The 17,747-nt window shown below is 69.9% G+C and carries 10 protein-coding genes and 1 tRNA gene; 1 reads left to right on the plus strand and 10 read right to left on the minus strand.

Annotated features, from left to right (window positions below):
- Window positions 1-44: 44 nt before the first annotated feature.
- From FKN01_RS31200 to FKN01_RS31240, 9 genes are all read right to left on the minus strand, one after another.
- A complete protein-coding gene (locus FKN01_RS31200) occupies window positions 45-515 on the minus strand; it encodes a Dps family protein (RefSeq protein ID WP_143626017.1) in 471 nt (156 codons plus the stop codon).
- A 265-nt stretch (window positions 516-780) separates the two neighbouring features.
- Window positions 781-1,164 carry a helix-turn-helix domain-containing protein gene (locus tag FKN01_RS31205; RefSeq protein ID WP_018105285.1) on the minus strand — a complete coding sequence of 128 codons (384 nt, stop codon included), beginning with the start codon at window positions 1,162-1,164 and terminating at the stop codon, window positions 781-783.
- Between the two features lie 109 nt (window positions 1,165-1,273).
- Window positions 1,274-1,783 (minus strand): CinA family protein, encoded by a 510-nt coding sequence (locus FKN01_RS31210; RefSeq protein WP_143626018.1) that lies wholly within the window; start codon window positions 1,781-1,783, stop codon window positions 1,274-1,276.
- On the minus strand, window positions 1,780-2,517 hold the full coding sequence (gene pgsA, locus FKN01_RS31215) for a CDP-diacylglycerol--glycerol-3-phosphate 3-phosphatidyltransferase (RefSeq protein WP_143626019.1): 738 nt from the start codon (window positions 2,515-2,517) through the stop codon (window positions 1,780-1,782). Before pgsA ends, FKN01_RS31210 begins: the two co-directional genes overlap by 4 nt.
- On the minus strand, window positions 2,514-3,992 hold the full coding sequence (gene rimO, locus FKN01_RS31220; RefSeq protein WP_143626020.1) for a 30S ribosomal protein S12 methylthiotransferase RimO: 1,479 nt from the start codon (window positions 3,990-3,992) through the stop codon (window positions 2,514-2,516). The genes pgsA and rimO overlap by 4 nt, the downstream gene beginning before the upstream one ends.
- 132 nt (window positions 3,993-4,124) lie before the next feature.
- Entirely contained in the window at window positions 4,125-4,928 is an 804-nt protein-coding gene (locus FKN01_RS31225; protein WP_143626021.1) for a helix-turn-helix domain-containing protein, read from the minus strand.
- Between the two features lie 201 nt (window positions 4,929-5,129).
- Window positions 5,130-7,889: a DNA translocase FtsK gene (locus tag FKN01_RS31230; protein ID WP_143626022.1), complete on the minus strand. Its 2,760-nt coding sequence runs from the start codon at window positions 7,887-7,889 to the stop codon at window positions 5,130-5,132.
- Between the two features lie 185 nt (window positions 7,890-8,074).
- Window positions 8,075-8,752 carry a two-component system response regulator gene (locus tag FKN01_RS31235; RefSeq protein WP_143626023.1) on the minus strand — a complete coding sequence of 226 codons (678 nt, stop codon included), beginning with the start codon at window positions 8,750-8,752 and terminating at the stop codon, window positions 8,075-8,077.
- 245 nt (window positions 8,753-8,997) lie between these two features.
- Window positions 8,998-14,424, minus strand: a complete 5,427-nt coding sequence (locus FKN01_RS31240) for a HAMP domain-containing protein (RefSeq protein ID WP_143626024.1) — start codon at window positions 14,422-14,424, stop codon at window positions 8,998-9,000.
- A gap of 411 nt (window positions 14,425-14,835) precedes the next feature.
- On the opposite strand from FKN01_RS31240, the gene FKN01_RS31245 reads away from it, so the two are divergent.
- Entirely contained in the window at window positions 14,836-17,442 is a 2,607-nt protein-coding gene (locus tag FKN01_RS31245; RefSeq protein WP_143626025.1) for a SpoIIE family protein phosphatase, read from the plus strand.
- Window positions 17,443-17,496: 54 nt separating this feature from the next.
- Here the strand turns inward: FKN01_RS31245 and FKN01_RS31250 are convergent.
- Window positions 17,497-17,569: transfer RNA gene (locus FKN01_RS31250), tRNA-Thr, on the minus strand.
- Window positions 17,570-17,747 lie beyond the last annotated feature (178 nt).

Genomic DNA, 17,747 nt, shown 5'->3' on the forward strand with positions numbered 1-17,747 from the left:
TGCGTCTCTTCCCAGGTCAACCGGCCCGCAGCCCCGTGACCTGCTCAGGCGCTCTCGGCCTGGAACATCCAGGCGTGCTTCTCGAGGTCGGCGGTCAGCGTGATCAGGATGTCCTGGCTGACCGGGTCCGGGGTCTCGGTCGCCTCGATGCGCTCGCGCATCCGTCCGATCACCACGCCGAGGGCGTCGACCAGGGTCTTCACCGCGTCCACGTCCTTGATCCAGCCTTCGGACGTGGAGGCGATGGCCGTGCTCTTGGCGATCGTGGCGGCTCGGCCGTCCGGGTTGACGCCGAGCGCGGACGCCCGCTCCGCGACCGTGTCGGAGTGCTGGCGAGCGGTGTCCACGACATCGTCGAGCTGGAGGTGCACGGACCTGAACCGCGGCCCGACCACGTTCCAGTGGACCTGCTTGGCCACCAGAGAAAGGTCGAGGAGGTCCACCAGAGCACCCTGGAGGGCGTCTCCGACGGTCTTGAGGTCGGCCTCGGACAGTGGGCTCTTCACCACAGACATGCACGTCTCCGATCTGGAATCCGTTCCGTTCAGCACCACCCACGATGGCACAAACGAAGCAAAACGGTCATTTGAGAAAGCGCCCGATGACTGCGACAAGTCCGCTCGGAAGGCTTCCTCGGTCTCTCATCCACGCACCTGCCCCCCATCGCCCCGCTGACACACGGCAGGGCCCACGAAAACCGCCCGTAGGCACACGAAAGCCCCGGTCCTCCCCCACCACAGGGAGAGAACCGGGGCCTCGGCTTCACACCGAACCGAACGGTCAGGCGGCGACCACGTCCACCGCTTCCGCGGGTGCCTTGATGGTCACCCGCCCCGTCGGTACACCCGCCACCGAGGTAACGGAGACGGAGTTGAGCATGGGGCGCACCGGTACGGGTACCGGATCGCTGGCTGCTGCCGACTCGGCCAGTTCGGCCAGGGACAGCTCATCGCTCACTTCACGCATGAGCTCGGACATCCGTACGTCAAGCGCGTCGCAAATGGCGGAGAGCAGTTCGGAGGATGCCTCCTTCTGCCCCCGCTCCACCTCGGAGAGATAGCCGAGCGAAACTCGGGCGGACGAGGAGACTTCGCGCAGAGTACGGCCTTGGCGCTGGCGCTGCCGACGCAGCACGTCACCCAGCAGGCGACGGAGCAGAATCATCGGTGGCTCCCTCCTCGGACCGCGTAGCCGCATCCTTCACGCCCCACCGTACCGCCTAGCGCTGCGGCCGTGCGGGGAGCGATGTCGTGTTCACTCAGGGCTGCAAACATCAATTCCCCCCGTTCTCTTCCGTATCCTGTGCGCTCGCATTCTCGTGGAGTTCGCCTGAGAGCAGGTCGAGCGCGCTCCGTACGCTCTCCTTACGGATGTCCGCCCGGTCGCCTTTCAACCGCAGCGCGGCCACTTTCCCGGTGCCGTGCGGGCCGCTGACCGCGACGAAGACCGTCCCGACGGGTTGACCGTCCTGGGGTTCGGGGCCGGCGACGCCGGTGGTCGCCACTCCCCAGTCTGCGCCCAGCGCCCGCCGTACGCCTGTCGCCATCTGACAGGCGACGTCCGCGTCGACCGCCCCGCGCTCCGCCAGGAGACCGGCGTCCACCCCGAGGACTTCACTCTTGAGGGGGGTCGCGTACGCCGTCACCGAACCCCTGAAGGCCTGGGAGGCACCCGGTACGGACGTGAGTTCGGCCGCGACCAGGCCGCCGGTCAGCGATTCCGCGACGGCGAGGGTCTGCCCCCGCTCGACGAGCAGCCGCAGCACCCGGCCGGCGGCAGTCACCGCTCGGCCTCCGCCGGCCCCCGGGCCCCCGCGGGCTCGGTGACCGTGCCGGCCTCCTCGGGGGCACTCTGGGGCGCCTGCGCCGCCGCCCGCTCCGCCGCGAGTCCCTGGCGCCGCAGCACGACGGCCTGGCGGATGTAGTCCAGACCGGTGACGACCGTCAATACGACGGCCACCGCCATCACCCAGAAGCGCAGGGTGGCCAGCGGACCGGTCAGCGCCAGGACGTACATCCCGACGGCCGTCCCCTGGGCCAGCGTCTTCATCTTGCCGCCGCGGCTGGCCGGAATGACTCCGTGCCGGATCACCCAGAAGCGCATCAGCGTGATGCCCAGCTCGCGGAAGAGGATCACGCCCGTGACCCACCAGGGCAGGTCGCCCAGGTACGACAGACAGATCAGCGCCGCGCCCATGATCGCCTTGTCGGCGATCGGGTCGGCGATCTTCCCGAAGTCGGTGACCAGGTTGTACGTGCGCGCCAGGTGACCGTCGAACAGGTCGGTGATCATGGCGATGGCGAAGGCGGCCCAGGCGAAGGAGCGCCAGGCCGGGTCGTATCCGCCGTTGTGGAGCAGCAGCACCACGAAGCCGGGGACGAGCACGAGCCGGGCCATCGTCAGGAGGTTCGCGATGTTCCACAGACTGGCCTGATTGACCGCAGCGGCGCCCAGCTTCCCGCCGCGGACCGGCGTCGCGCCGGAACCGCCTGCCGCGGATGCCGGGACTCCGGTCATCTGGCTACCTCCCCAAGTTCACTGCACTCGGCGATCAGGTCCACGCCTTCGGTGCCCACGACCTTTGCCTCGACCATACGGCCCGGGAGCAGGCCCTCGCGTGTGGTGAAGAGCACCTGGCCGTCGGTTTCGGGCGCCTGGTGCGCGGCGCGGCCGTAGGCGCGCGGCTCGTCCTCGGTGGGCTCCACGGACTCGACCAGCACCTGGAGCGTTTCGCCCATGCGCTCCTCGGCGCGCTGCGAGGTCAGTTCCTCGGCGAGCTGGGAGATGTGCGCGAGGCGCTCCGCGATGACGTCGGCGTCGAGCTTGTCGTCGTAGCCGACCGCCTCGGTGCCCTCCTCGTCGGAGTAGCCGAAGACGCCGATGGCGTCGAGCCGGGCGCCGGTGAGGAACCGTTCCAGCTCCGCGAGGTCGTCCTCGGTCTCGCCGGGGAAGCCGACGATGAAGTTGGACCGGGCGCCGGCCTGCGGTGCCTTGCCCCGGATGGTGTCGAGCAGTTCCAGGAAGCGGTCGGTGTCGCCGAAGCGGCGCATCGCCCGCAGGACGCCGGGTGCCGAGTGCTGGAAGGACAGGTCGAAGTAGGGGGCGACCTTCGGCGTCGAGGTGAGCACGTCGATCAGGCCGGGCCGCATCTCTGCGGGCTGCAGGTAGCTGACGCGGATGCGCTCGATCCCGTCGACCGCCGCGAGCTCGGGCAGCAGGGTCTCCAGGAGACGGATGTCACCGAGGTCCTTGCCGTACGAGGTGTTGTTCTCGGAGACCAGCATGACCTCCTTCACCCCCTGCTCGGCGAGCCAGCGGGTCTCGCCCAGCACGTCCGAGGGGCGGCGGGAGATGAAGGAGCCGCGGAAGGACGGGATGGCGCAGAAGGAACATCGTCGGTCGCAGCCGGAGGCCAGCTTGACCGAGGCGACGGGGCTGGTGCCCAGCCGGCGGCGCAGCGGCGCGCGCGGCCCTGAGACCGGGGCGACGCCCTCCGGCAGGTCGGCGGGGGCGGGGGCGATCTCCTGCGCGTGGCCGGGCAGGGCCACGGCGGCGTCCTGCCGCTCGGCGGGGCTGATCGGCAGCAGCTTGCGGCGGTCGCGCGGGGTGTGGGAGGCGTGGATGCCGCCGCTGAGGATGGTCTGGAGGCGGTCGGAGATGTCGGCGTAGTCGTCGAAGCCGAGGACGCCGTCCGCTTCCGGCAGGGCCTCGGCGAGGTCCTTGCCGTAGCGCTCGGCCATGCAGCCGACGGCGACGACGGCCTGGGTGCGGCCGTGGTCCTTCAGATCATTGGCTTCGAGGAGGGCGTCGACGGAGTCCTTCTTGGCGGCCTCCACGAACCCACAGGTGTTGACGACGGCGACGTCGGCATCGGAGGCATCCTCGACGAGCTCCCAGCCGTCCGCTGCCAGGCGGCCTGCGAGCTCCTCCGAGTCCACCTCGTTACGGGCGCAGCCAAGAGTGACAAGGGCGACGGTACGGCGTTCGGGCATGGACTCAAGACTACTTTGTCCCGGCACCGGCCCCGCCGCGGAGGGTTGTGCCGTCACCCACGGTGACGAAAACGGCGAGCGCCCGGCACGGTGGCCGGGCGCTCGCCGCGCCGCGATGTCCAGGGGGGCCGGTCAGCCGACCTCGGGGTCGCCCTTGGTGTACGAGAGGCGTTCGACCTGTCCGGGCTTGAACTGGTCCTCGACCTTCTTCCCGTTCACGAAGAGCTCGATCGAGCCCGCGTTTCCGAGGATGAGGTCGACGCGCTCCTTGTCCTGGAAGGTCTTCGACTGGCCCTGCTGAAGGGTGCCGTCGAAGAGGGAGCGGCCGTTGTGGTCCTTGGCGGAGATCCAGCTCTTGCCCTGGGTGGCGCTGAGCTTGACGGTCACCTTGTCCTGGGGCGCCGCGGCGATGGCGCTCTCGGACGGGGCCTGCTTGGGGTCGGCGGGCTTGCTGGCGGAGGGCTTCGGGGCGATCTTGTCGGAGGTCGGGCCCTCGGCGACGCGGCCGGCGGTCGAGGGCCCGTCGTCGCCGCCCTTGAAGAAGGTGAAGCCGACGAAACCGATCACGGCGACGATCGCCGCGACCATGGCCGCCGTCCAGTTGGGCCTGCGGGGTTCGGAGCGGATGCGTTCGGCCTCGAACAGCGGCGCCGCCGGCGTGGGCGCGGGACGGCCGCCGTGCTCGGCGTCGTACTGCGCGATCAGCGGTTCCGGGTCGGTGCCGACGGCACGGGCGAGCGTACGGATGTGGCCGCGGGCGTACACGTCGCCGCCGCAGCGGGAGAAGTCGTCCTGCTCGATCGCGTGCACGATGGGGATGCGCACCCGGGTGGACGTGCTGACCTCTTCGACCGTGAGACCTGCGGCGAGACGAGCCTGCTGAAGCACTCGACCGATCGAAGGCCGGTCGTCTTCGGGGGAGTTGCCGATGGACACGGGGGCGCCTTTCGAGCGTGAGCCACCTGCTGGGTGTTCAGTCTAGGGGGGGTACGAAAGGGTGGGGCAACCGGGCGGGTGGACTTTGTACGCCATCAGATTCGGACACAGCCGGTTTCGCCGGGACGCCCCGGGGAAGGACGTCGCGTCCTTCCCTTCAACTTGACGTGCGGCCCGGCGAAACGGTTGCCCGTAAAACTCTTACGAAGCGGTTTCCCCACGGATCTGGGCCAACACCCCGTCGAGATCGTCCGGCTTCACCAGGACGTCGCGCGCCTTGGAGCCCTCGCTCGGTCCGACGATGTTGCGCGACTCCATCAGGTCCATCAGCCGTCCGGCCTTGGCGAAGCCGACCCGCAGCTTGCGCTGGAGCATCGAGGTCGATCCGAACTGGGTGGACACGACCAGCTCGGCGGCCTGGCACAGCAGGTCGAGGTCGTCGCCGATGTCCTCGTCGATCTCCTTCTTCTGCTTCGTGCCGACCACCACGTCGTCCCGGAAGACCGGGGCCATCTGGTCCTTGCAGTGCCGGACGACGGCCGCGACCTCGTCCTCGGTGACGAACGCGCCCTGCATACGGGTCGGCTTGTTCGCGCCCATCGGCAGGAACAGGCCGTCACCCTTTCCGATGAGTTTCTCGGCGCCGGGCTGGTCCAGGATGACGCGGCTGTCGGCGAGCGAGGACGTGGCGAAGGCCAGCCGCGAGGGCACGTTCGCCTTGATCAGACCGGTGACGACGTCCACCGAGGGGCGCTGCGTGGCGAGCACCAGGTGGATGCCGGCGGCGCGGGCCAGCTGGGTGATGCGGACGATCGAGTCCTCGACGTCGCGCGGGGCGACCATCATCAGGTCGGCCAGCTCGTCGACGATCACCAGCAGATACGGGTAGGGCGCGAGCTCCCGTTCGCTGCCCTCGGGCGTCTTGAGCTTGCCGGTGCGCACCGCGTGGTTGAAGTCGTCGATGTGCCGGTAGCCGAAGGCCGCGAGGTCGTCGTAGCGCAGGTCCATCTCCCGTACGACCCACTGGAGTGCCTCGGCGGCCTTCTTCGGGTTGGTGATGATCGGCGTGATCAGGTGCGGGATGCCCTCGTACGCGGTGAGCTCGACCCGCTTCGGGTCGACCAGGACCATCCGGACGTCCTCCGGCGTGGCCCGCACCATGATCGAGGTGATCAGACAGTTGATGCAGGACGACTTGCCGGAACCGGTCGCGCCGGCCACCAGGACGTGCGGCATCTTCGCGAGGTTGGCCATCTCGTAGCCGCCCTCCACGTTCTTGCCGAGCGCGACGAGCATGGGGTGGTCGTCCTCGGCCGCGTCCGCCAGCCGCAGCACATCACCGAGGTTGACCATCTCCCGGTCGGAGTTGGGGATCTCGATGCCGACCGCGGACTTGCCCGGAATCGGCGAGATGATGCGGACGTCGGGGCTGGCGACCGCGTACGCGATGTTCTTGGTGAGCGCCGTGATCCGCTCGACCTTCACGGCCGGGCCGAGCTCCACCTCGTAGCGCGTCACCGTCGGCCCGCGGGTGAAGCCGGTGACGGCGGCGTCCACCTTGAACTCGGTGAACACGTTGGTCAGCGAGGCGACGATCGCGTCGTTGGCGGCGCTGCGGGTCTTGCCGGGACCACCGCGCTCCAGCAGATCGAGCGAGGGCAGCGAGTACGTGATGTCGCCGGAGAGCTGGAGCTGCTCGGCCCGGGCGGGCAGCGAGTGGGGCTCGGGGGGCTCGGGCGCCGGCTTGGTCAGATCGGGGACACCGGCCGCGGGCGTGGCCTCCGCCCGCTTCCCGGCCGGCTCCGCCTCCCGGGCACCGGGCACCGGCGTACCCGCCCGCTCGCGGTCCACCGAGACGCCCTGGGTCAGGTCGGCGACGACCGGCGAGGGGGGCATGCCGTTGAGCACGGCCCCGTCGAGCGCGGCGGCAGCGGCGGCGGCGACGTCCACCGCGTCCATCGTGCGGTTCATCGCGGGCTGCACCGAGGGCCTGCGCGGCCTGCGGCGCTTGGTCAGCGCCTCGGACTCCGCGAGGTCCGGGTCGTAAGCGTCGGGTGCCTGGGAGCGGCGGGCCGGGGAGCGGCGTGAGGCGCCCGGCAGCGCCTCGCGCCACTGCTCGTCGTACCGCTCGTCGTCGGCCGGGTCCTCCGGGTCGTACGCCGGCTCCACGATGCCCAGCTTGACGCCCAGCAGCCGCAGCCGCTGCGGGATGGCGTTCACCGGGGTCGCCGTGACGACCAGCAGCCCGAAGACGGTGAGCAGCAGGAGCAGCGGCACGGCCAGCACCTCGCCCATGGCGAAGATCAGCGGCTTGGAGGCGGCCCAGCCGATGAGGCCGCCCGCGTCCTGCATGGCCGCGGTCCCCTCGCCGCGCCCCGGTGAGCCGCACGCGATGTGGACCTGCCCGAGCACGCCGATGACCAGGGCGGAGAGGCCGATGACGATGCGGCCGTTGGCCTCGGGCCGCTGGGGATACAGGATCAGCCGTACCGCGATGACGCCCAGCAGTATCGGCACGAGCAGGTCGAGCCGGCCGAACGCCCCGGTGACCAGCATCTCCACGAGGTCGCCCACGGGGCCGCGCAGGTTCGACCAGGTGCCCGCGGCGACGATCAGCGCGAGGCCGAGCAGCAGCAGCGCGACGCCGTCCTTGCGGTGGGCGGGATCGAGGCCCTTGGCGCCGCGCCCTATGCCGCGGAACATCGCGCCGACGGCGTGGGCCGCGCCCAGCCACAGCGCCCGCGCCAGCCGGTACACGCCGTTCGTGGGCGAGGGCGCCGGACGCGGCGGCGGAGCGGCCTTCTTCGCCGCGGTCTTCTTGGCCGGCGCCTTCTTCGCGGGCGCCTTCGCTGCGGTCTTCTTGGCGGGCGCGGCTTTCTTCGCCGGGCCCGGGCCACCGCCGACGCGCTTCGCGGTGCCCGCCGTGCCCTGGGAACCCTTGCCGGACGTACGTGAGGCCATGGTGCCGAGGTTACCGGTGTCCACCTCTGTGGACGTCGGTGCGTGCCGGTTCACCCGTCCGTGTCGCCCTGCGCGGGCCGGAAACTGACGCGCCCTCACCGGGGGATGCGCACCGAAGCCCGGCAGCCGCGCATCAGTTGCTCCGGCACACCCGAAGACGCCCCGCGGACACGGCGGATGCGCCGCTACGAGGGAAGGGCCGCCGACGCCCCGCCGGTGCCCGGCTCCAGCGCGTCGAGCGCGCGGCGCAGCCCGGTCAGTTTCCGTTCGAGATGGGCGGCGGTCGCCACCGCGCCCGCGTCCGCGGACTCGTCGTCGAGCTGCTTGGAGAGCGCCTCCGCCTGCTCCTCGACGGCCGCGAGCCGCGCGGAGAGCTCGGCCAGCAGGCCGGCGGGCTCCTTGTCCTGCTGGGCGCTCGACCGGCCGCCGCCCTCCAGCTGGAGCCGCAGCAGCGCCGCCTGCTCCCGCAGCTGACAGTTCTTCATGTACAGCTCGACGAAGACCGAGACCTTGGCGCGCAGCACCCACGGGTCGAAGGGCTTCGAGATGTAGTCCACCGCGCCGGCCGCGTAACCCCGGAAGGTGTGGTGCGGGCCGTGATTGATCGCGGTGAGGAAGATGATCGGGATGTCCCGGGTCCGCTCCCGCCGCTTGATGTGCGCGGCGGTTTCAAAACCGTCCATGCCCGGCATCTGGACGTCCAGCAGAATGACCGCGAAGTCGTCCGTGAGCAGCGCTTTGAGCGCCTCCTCCCCTGACGATGCCCGTACCAGTGTCTGATCGAGCGCAGAGAGGATGGCCTCCAGCGCCAGCAGATTCTCCGGCCGGTCATCGACCAGGAGGATCTTGGCCTTCTGCACCATGGCCCGCCCTCCTCGCCCCGGAATCGCACCGGGCGCCGCCCCGGGGGACGGCTCCCTTACGCCGCCCGTCCTCGTGCCGGTCATGGTAACCGCACCCCGGCGGTCACCACACCCTGTCACCGTGATGTCACTGTGCACGTACCGGAAACGTGGCGGGAGACCAGAAGGTTCCCCGCAATCCGCGTTCCCACACTCCTTCGGACGCCACCGGTCAACAAATCTTCATGGATTCTCTCAGCGGGCACTCACTCACCGCGCACATACCCTTCCATGACCGAAAGAAGATGATCAGGATCGACCGGCTTGGTGACATAGTCGGACGCACCCGATTCGAGCGCCTTCTCCTTGTCGCCCTTCATCGCCTTGGCGGTCAGGGCCACGATCGGCAGCTCGGCGAACTGTGGCATCCTGCGGATCGCCGAGGTCGTCGCGTAACCGTCCATCTCCGGCATCATGATGTCCATCAGTACGACCGTCACATCGTCGTGCTGCTCCAGGACTTCGATGCCCTCGCGCCCGTTCTCTGCGTAGAGGACCGTCAGTCCGTGCTGTTCCAGCACGCTGGTGAGAGCGAAGACGTTACGGACGTCGTCGTCGACGATCAGTACCTTCTCGCCCCCGAACCGGAACGTCCTGCGCGGCTGTTCGGGCTCCTCCTGACCACCCACGGCCGACCCCTCCGGCTCGGCGGCCGGAGCCTGCTGCGCGGCGGGCGCGGGCGCGAGGCGCGGCGGCAGCGCGGGCTGCTGCTGTGCGCCTCCGAGGGCCTTGCGCCGGCGGCGCGGGGCGGCCTGCGCGGGGTCCGGCACGTACACCTGCCCGGCATCCGGCGTCCATCCGCCCTCGGTCGTCCGGGTCTGGCCGTCGGCCTGTCCCGGAGCGAGCTGCGGGTAGCCCTGCGGCGGGAGTTCGCTCGGGTGCAGCGGCAGGTACAGGGTGAACGTGGAGCCGCGACCGGGCTCGCTCGCCGCGTGGATCTCGCCGCCCAGCAGCCGCGCGATCTCGCGGCTGATGGACAGGCCGAGGCCCGTGCCCCCGTACTTGCGGCTGGTCGTCCCGTCCGCCTGCTTGAACGCCTCGAAGATGACCCGCATCTTGCTGGCCGCGATGCCGATGCCGGTGTCGGTCACCGAGAAGGCGATCAGCTCGCCGTCCGCGTCCCGCAGCGAACCGGCCTCCAGCAACTGCTCACGGATGGCGTCCGGCACCTCCTGTCCGGCGTGCCTGATCACCAGCTCGACGGCCCCGCTGTCGGTGAACTTCACCGCGTTGGACAGCAGGTTGCGCAGCACCTGGAGGAGCCGCTGCTCGTCCGTGTGCAGCGTGGCCGGCAGCTCCGGCGACACCCGCACGGAGAAATCCAGCCCCTTTTCCGCGGTGAGCGGACGGAACGTCGCCTCCACGTAGTCCACGAGCTGGACCAGGGCGATCCGTGTCGGGCTGACGTCCATCTTGCCCGCCTCGACCTTCGACAGGTCGAGGATGTCGTTGATCAGCTGGAGCAGATCGGAACCGGCCCCGTGGATCGTCTCGGCGAATTCCACCTGCTTCGGCGAGAGGTTGCCCTCGGCGTTGTCCGCGAGCAGCTTGGCCAGAATGAGCAGCGAGTTGAGCGGCGTACGCAGCTCGTGCGACATGTTCGCCAGGAACTCGGACTTGTAGCGCATCGAGACGGCGAGCTGCTCGGCGCGCTCCTCCAGGACCTGCCGGGCCTCCTCGATCTCCGTGTTCTTGACCTCGATGTCGCGGTTCTGCCTGGCCAGCAGCTCGGCCTTCTCCTCCAGTTCGGCGTTGGACGCCTGGAGGGCCTTCTGCCGGTTCTCCAATTCCTGCGAGCGGTCCCGCAATTGCTCGGTGAGCTCCTGCGACTGTTCGAGCAGCTTCTCGGTCGTCGTGTTGACGCTGATGGTGTTAACGCTCGTGGCGATCATTTCCGCGAGCTGGTTCAGGAAGTCCCGCTGAATGTGCGTGAACGGCTGGAACGAAGCCAGTTCGATGACCCCGAGGACCTTGCCCTCGAACAGCACCGGAAGCACGATCACATGCGCGGGCGGCGCCTCACCGAGCCCGGAGGAGATCTTCAGGTACCCCGGCGGAACGTTGTCCACCTGGATCGTCCGCTTCTCCTCCGCGGCCGTGCCGATGAGCGTCTCACCCGGCCGGAAGGACGTCGGCATGGAGCCGGCGGAGTAGCCGTAGCTTCCCCGCATCCGCAGCTCGTACGCCCCCTCGGCCTCGGCGCCCAGCGCGTCGGTCTCGCCGGTGGGCGTGGCCAGGAAGAACGCGCCGTGCTGTGCGGAGACCACGGGGGTCAGCTCGCTCATGATCAGCGAGGCGACGTCGTCCAGGTCCCGGCGCCCCTGCATCAGGCCGGAGATGCGGGCGAGGTTGCCCTTCAGCCAGTCCTGCTCCTTGTTGGTGGCGGTGGTGTCGCGCAGGTTCGCGATCATCGTGTTGATGTTGTCCTGGAGGGCCTGGATCTCGCCCGCCGCGTCCACGTCGATCTTCAGGTTGAGATCGCCGCGCGTGACCGCCGTGGCGACGGCCGCGATGGCGCGCACCTGACGGGTCAGGTTCCCGGCCATCTCGTTCACCGACTCGGTGAGGTCGCGCCAGGTGCCGTCCACGTCGCGGACCCGTGCCTGGCCGCCGAGCTGGCCCTCGGTGCCCACCTCGCGGGCGACCCGGGTCACCTGCTCGGCGAACGAGGACAGCTGGTCGACCATCGTGTTGATGGTGTTCTTCAGCTCCAGGATCTCGCCGCGCGCGTCGATGTCGATCTTCTTGGTCAGGTCGCCCTTGGCGATGGCCGTCGTGACGGCGGCGATCTGGCGCACCTGGCCCGTCAGGTTGGACGCCATCGAGTTCACGGACTCGGTGAGGTCCTTCCATGTGCCGGAGACGCCGGGGACGCGCGCCTGGCCGCCCAGCTCGCCCTCCGTGCCCACCTCGCGGGCGACCCGGGTCACCTCGTCCGCGAAGGAGGACAGCGTGGTCACCATGGTGTTGACGGTGTCGGCCAGCTCGGCGACCTCGCCGCGCGCCTCGACGGTGACCTTCTTCGTCAGGTCGCCGTTGGCGACGGCGGACGAGACGCGGGAGATGTTGCGCACCTGGCTGGTCAGGTTGTTGGCCATCAGGTTGACGTTGTCGCTGAGGTCCTTCCAGATGCCCGTCGCCCCGCGCACCCTGGCCTGGCCGCCGAGGATGCCCTCGGTGCCCACCTCGCGGGCCACGCGGGTCACCTCGTCGGCGAAGTTGAGCAGTTGGTCGACCATCGTGTTGACCGTCGTCACCAGTTCGAGGATCTCGCCCTTGGCGTCGACGGTGATCTTCTTGGACAGGTCGCCGTTGGCGACCGCCGTCGTCACCTCGGCGATGTTCCGCACCTGCAGGGTGAGGTTGTTGGCCATGCCGTTGACGGACTGCGTGAGGTCCTTCCACGTACCCGAGACGCCCTGCACCTCGGCCTGGCCGCCGAGCATTCCCTCGGTGCCCACCTCGCGGGCCACCCGCGTCACCTGCTCCGCGAAGTTCGAGAGCTGGTCGACCATGGTGTTGAGGGTGTTCTTCAGCTCCAGGATCTCGCCGCGCGCGTCGACGTCGATCTTCTGCGACAGGTCGCCCCGCGCCACCGCCGTGGCGACCTGCGCGATGTTACGGACCTGAGCGGTCAGGTTCCCCGCCATCCCGTTCACCGAATCGGTCAGATCACGCCACACACCGGCCACGCCGGGCACCTGCGCCTGGCCACCGAGGCGCCCGTCCGTACCCACCTCGCGGGCGACCCGGGTCACCTGCTCGGCGAAGGCGGAGAGCTGGTCGACCATCGTGTTGATGGTGTTCTTCAGCTCCAGGATCTCGCCACGCGCGTCCACATCGATCTTCTGCGACAGATCTCCCCGCGCCACGGCGGTCGTGACCTGCGCGATCTGGCGCACCTGGGAGGTCAGGTTCCCCGCCATGAAGTTGACGGAGTCGGTGAGCTCCTTCCACGTACCGGAGACGCCGTCGACCCGCGCCTGCCCGCCGAGGCGGCCCTCAGTGCCCACGTCTCGCGCCATCCGCGTGACCTGGTCGGCGAAGGACGAGAGCTGCGCCACCATCGTGTTGACGGTGTTCTTCAGCTCCAGCATCTCGCCCGCGACGTCGACGGTGACCTTCTGGGACAGGTCACCGTTGGCCACGGCCGTCGTCACCTGCGCGATGTCACGCACCTGACCCGTGAGGTTGCGGAAGGCCGTGTTCACGGAGTCCGTGAGGTCCTTCCAGGTCCCGGCGGCACCCGGCACCTCGGCCTGCCCGCCGAGCCGGCCCTCGACGCCGACCTCCCGGGCCACCCGGGTCACTTCCGAACCGAAGGACTGAAGCTGGTCGACCATCGTGTTGACGGTGTTCTTCAGCTCCAGCATCTCGCCGGCCACGTCGACGGTGACCTTCTGCGTCATGTCACCGCTGGCCACCGCCGTCGTCACCTGAGCGATGTCACGCACCTGGGTCGTCAGGTTCCGGAAGACCGTGTTCACCGAGTCGGTGAGGTCCTTCCAGGTCCCGGCGGCGCCCGGCACCTGCGCCTGGCCACCGAGGACACCCTGCCCGCCGACCTCGCTGGCCACGCGGGTGACCTCGTCCGCGAAGGTGCGCAGCGTCTCGGTCATCTGGTTGATCGTCTCGGCGAGCTGGGCGACTTCCCCGCGCGCGCTGACCTGCACCTTCTGCGACAGGTCCCCATTGGCGACCGCCGTCGTCACCTCCGCGATGCCGCGCACCTGGGAGGTGAGATTGCCTGCCATCGTGTTGACGGAGTCCGTCAGGTCCTTCCACACCCCGGCCACGCCGGGCACCACGGCCTGGCCGCCGAGCTCGCCCTCCGTACCCACCTCACGGGCGACCCGGGTCACCTCGGAGGAGAACGAGGACAGCTGGTCGACCATCGTGTTGACGGTGTTCTTCAGCTGGAGCATCTCGCCGGCCACATGGACGGTGACCTTCCGCGACAGGTCGCCCTTGGCCACCGCCGTCGTCACCAGAGCGATGTCGCGCACCTGTGCGGTGAGCCGGTACGCCATGGTGTTGACCGAGTCCGTGAGGTCCTTCCACGACCCGGACATCCCGCGCACCTGCGCCTGGCCGCCGAGCTTGCCCTCGGTCCCCACCTCGACCGCCACCCGCGTCACCTGCTCGGTGAACGCCGACAGCTGGTCGACCAGGTTGTTGACGGTACGGGCGACCTTCAGGAACTCGCCGCGCAGCGGCCGTACCGTGTCGTCCGCCGCGTGGGAGCGCAGCTCCATCCGCTGTTCGAGATCGCCGTCGGCCACCGCCGACAGCACCCGTCCCACTTCGGACACCGGGCGTGCGAGATCGTCCACCAGTTCGTTGGAGGCGTCGATCGCGGCGGCCCAGGAGCCCTCGCAGGCGCCCGTTTCCAGGCGCTCGGTGAGCTTGCCCTCCCGCCCGACCACGCGCCGCACCCGGGCCAGCTCGCCGGTGAGGTGCACATTGCGGTCCGCGACCTCGTTGAAGACGGCGGCGAGCTCCGCCATCACGCCATCCCCGGAGACCGTGACGCGCCTGCGGAAGTTGCCGTCGCGCATGGCGACCAGACCGGCCAGCAGTCTGTGGAGCGCCGCCGCGTCTACCTCGACGGTTCCATTGCGCTGCTTCTTCACGGACTGACCGCCCTTACTGCGCGTACCCGAACCCCGCGCCGCCACGTCAGACTCCACCGTGTCCCTCCCGCAGGGGTTGACCATCTAGCTAGGACCTCGTCCGAGAGCTTGCCCAGAACTTCCATGGCTCACCGCCACAGCCCACCGTCGACGGGTGACCATGCGGACGTCAAATCGTTGAAACGTACCAGGCGGGAACCGGTCGGGGTGGAACCTCCCATGGTTGTCCCACATCCCTCCGGGGGGAAGCCCATCCTGTCCGGTCATCCGTCCGTATCCGCCCGGCCCTGTCCGAAGTCCGCCCTCGTGTATCCGGTGCGCGGGGGGAGCGTCTAGCCTGGCAGGCGAATCGAAGCGGCGAAAAACGGGCACGGACTCGGGGAAGCGACGAGACACCATATGGGGAGTGCTGTGATCACGGCGCGTGCGGCTGCCACCTTCGACCCGGTGGCGCGCTCCGTCGCGACGGCCCGTGCCTTTGTCCGCGACACGCTCCAGGGCTGGGGGTACACGGACGTCGTCGACGACGCCGTCGTCCTGACCAGCGAGCTCGTCACCAACGCCGTGATCCACGCCGGCACCGCCGCGGACGTGCTCTGTCTGCGCACGGAGGACGGGGTCCGCGTCGAGATCGCCGACCGCTACCCGGAACGGGAGATCCCACTCCAGACGACGGGCCTCGATCTCGGCAGCCTCGACAGCGAGAACGGCCGCGGTCTGCTGCTGTGCGCGGCTCTCGCTTCCCGGTGGGGCGTCGAATACTCCCCCACCCGCAAACATGTCTGGTTCCAGCTCGACCTCCCGGACCGTCCGGTGGGCGTCCGCTCGGCCGGTCCGCTGCTGCCCGTGGGTCTCCTCCCGGTCACCGACGAACGCGTCAGGGTCGCCGTCGTCCAGATCGACAGCGAGGGCGCCGTCGCCGCGTGGAACGACGACGCCGGGTACCTCTTCGGTTACCCGGCGGACCAGGTCATCGGCAAGCAGCTCGCCGACTTCACCGCCTGGCCCCAGACCCCCGGCACCAGCACCGGCATCGCGGACGCCCTGCGCCTTTCCCGCTGGGAGGGCAGCTACGGCATCCGGGGCGCCGACGGCCGCACCATCCCGGTCTACGGCTCCCACCTGCGCGTACGGGACCCTCAGGGGGAGCCGTCCACGGTCTGCCTGCTGGTGCGCGACTATGAGCGCGCGGTGCTCCAGACCCCCGTGCGCGCCCCGGTCTCCGACTCCGCCGAGAGCCGCAAGACGGACCCCTTCGAGGTCTTCATCGGCTCCCCCGCCCCCGACGACCTGGACGGCCTGCTCCAGCGCACCGTCGAGCGGGCGCGCGACATGCTCGACGCCGACGCCGCCTTCCTCCTGCTGGCCACGGACGACGAGACCGAACTGGAGGTCCGCGCCACGACCGGCCTGCCCTCCGCCCGGCAGCGCTTCGCCCGCGTGCCCGTCGAGGCCGGCACCGGCCGGTACGGCTCCGCCCGGATGCCCGCCGTCCATGAGGACCTGGACGCCGTACCCGGCGCGGTTCCGCTGCTCGGCAACACGGGCATGCGCTCGGTGGTCACGGTCCCGCTGAAGGTCGAGGGGCGCCTCACGGGCTCGCTGGGCGTCGCGGCCGAGGCCGCCGGCCGCTACTCCAACGAGGAGGCTCTGCGTCTGCAGTTCGCCGCGGACCGGATCGCCCTCGCCGTCGAGTCGGCGCGCCTGGGCGAGCTGGAGCGGCTGCGGCGCGGCTCGCTGTCCTTCCTCGTCGAGGCGTCGGATCTGCTGGCGGGCACCCTGGACCGGGACCAGACGCTGGCCCTGATGGCCCAGATGACGGTGCCGACGCTGGCGACGTGGTGCGCCGTCTACACGATCGCCGACCCGGCATCGGATCCGGAGCTCTCCTACGTGCTGCACGAGGACGAGGACCGCATCGACGGGCTCAGGAGCCTGCTCACCAGAATCTCCCCGCCGGAGCCCGTGCGAACCCCCGGGGCACGGGTGTGGGCCGCTCCTTCCCAGGCCGCCCACGAGGCGGCGCTGCGGACCTCGATGCGGAGTATCGGTATCGGCGACGCGGGCGGCCTCGGCTCGACCACGCGTACGACACTGGCGACCGCGGCGGCGGTGGGCGGCGAGACCGTCGTCCTGCCCCTGGTCGCCCGCAACCGGGTCATCGGCATGCTGACGCTCGGCAAGCCGTCCGACGACCACTTCCGCCAGGAGATCCTGGAGCTGGCCGAGGACCTGTCCCGCCGTGCCGCCCTGGCCCTGGACAACGCCCGCCTCTATTCGGAGCGTACGGCGATCAGCCAGTCGCTTCAGCGCAGCCTCCTGCCGCCGGGCCTGCCCGCCGTGCCCAACGTCGAGGTGGACGTGATCTACCGCGCGGCCGGCGAGGGCAATGAGGTCGGCGGCGACTTCTACGACGTCTTCCCCATCCGGGACGGCGCGTACGGGTTCGCCATCGGCGACGTGTGCGGTACGGGGCCGGAGGCGGCGGCCGTCACGGGCCTCGCCCGCCATGCGCTGCGGCTGCTGGCCCGGGAGGGCTTCGGCGGCCCCGCGGTCCTGGAACGGCTCAACGCCGCGATTCTCGACGAGGGGACCCGCAGCCGCTTCCTCACGCTGCTCTACGGCGAGCTGTGGCCGCAGGAGGACGGCAGCGCCCTGCTGAAGGTCGTCTGTGCGGGCCACCCGCTGCCGCTTCGTCTGCGCCAGGACGGCTCGGTGGAGCCGGCGGCGGACCCGCAGCCCTTGCTGGGCGTCATGGAGGACTTGGAGCTGTACGAGCAGGCGTTCACGCTGGAGCCGGGTGACGTTCTGTTGTGCGTGACGGACGGTGTGACGGAACGCCGCGAGGGTACGCGCATGCTCGGCGACGACGGCCTGGCGGACGTGCTCGCCCACTGCACGGGGCTCACGGCGGGCGCGGTGGCCGCACGCATCCTCCGGGCCGTCGAGCGCTTCGCCGCCGAGCCGCCTTCGGACGACATGGCCATCCTGACGATGAGGGTCCCGGAGCCTCAGTAGGCCGCCCCGCACATGAAGAAGGCCCCGCCTGACGGCGGGGCCTTCTTTCTTCTGAGCCCCAATGCGGAATCGAACCGCAGACCTTCTCCTTACCATGGAGACGCTCTACCGACTGAGCTATTGGGGCCTTGCTGCCCTGCGGCAACGAGCTAAAGCATACCCTGATCCAGGGGTTATGCAAAACCGCCCGGGCCGGCCGGAACGGGCGACTTGCATACCGCCCCTGGGAACGCGAAAGAGCCCCGTGCCACAAGGGCACGGGGCTCTTCCTAAAAGGAGTTCGGCGGCGTCCTACTCTCCCACAG

It is taken from the genome of Streptomyces sp. 130 (assembly GCF_007096885.1).
GTDB lineage: Bacteria > Actinomycetota > Actinomycetes > Streptomycetales > Streptomycetaceae > Streptomyces.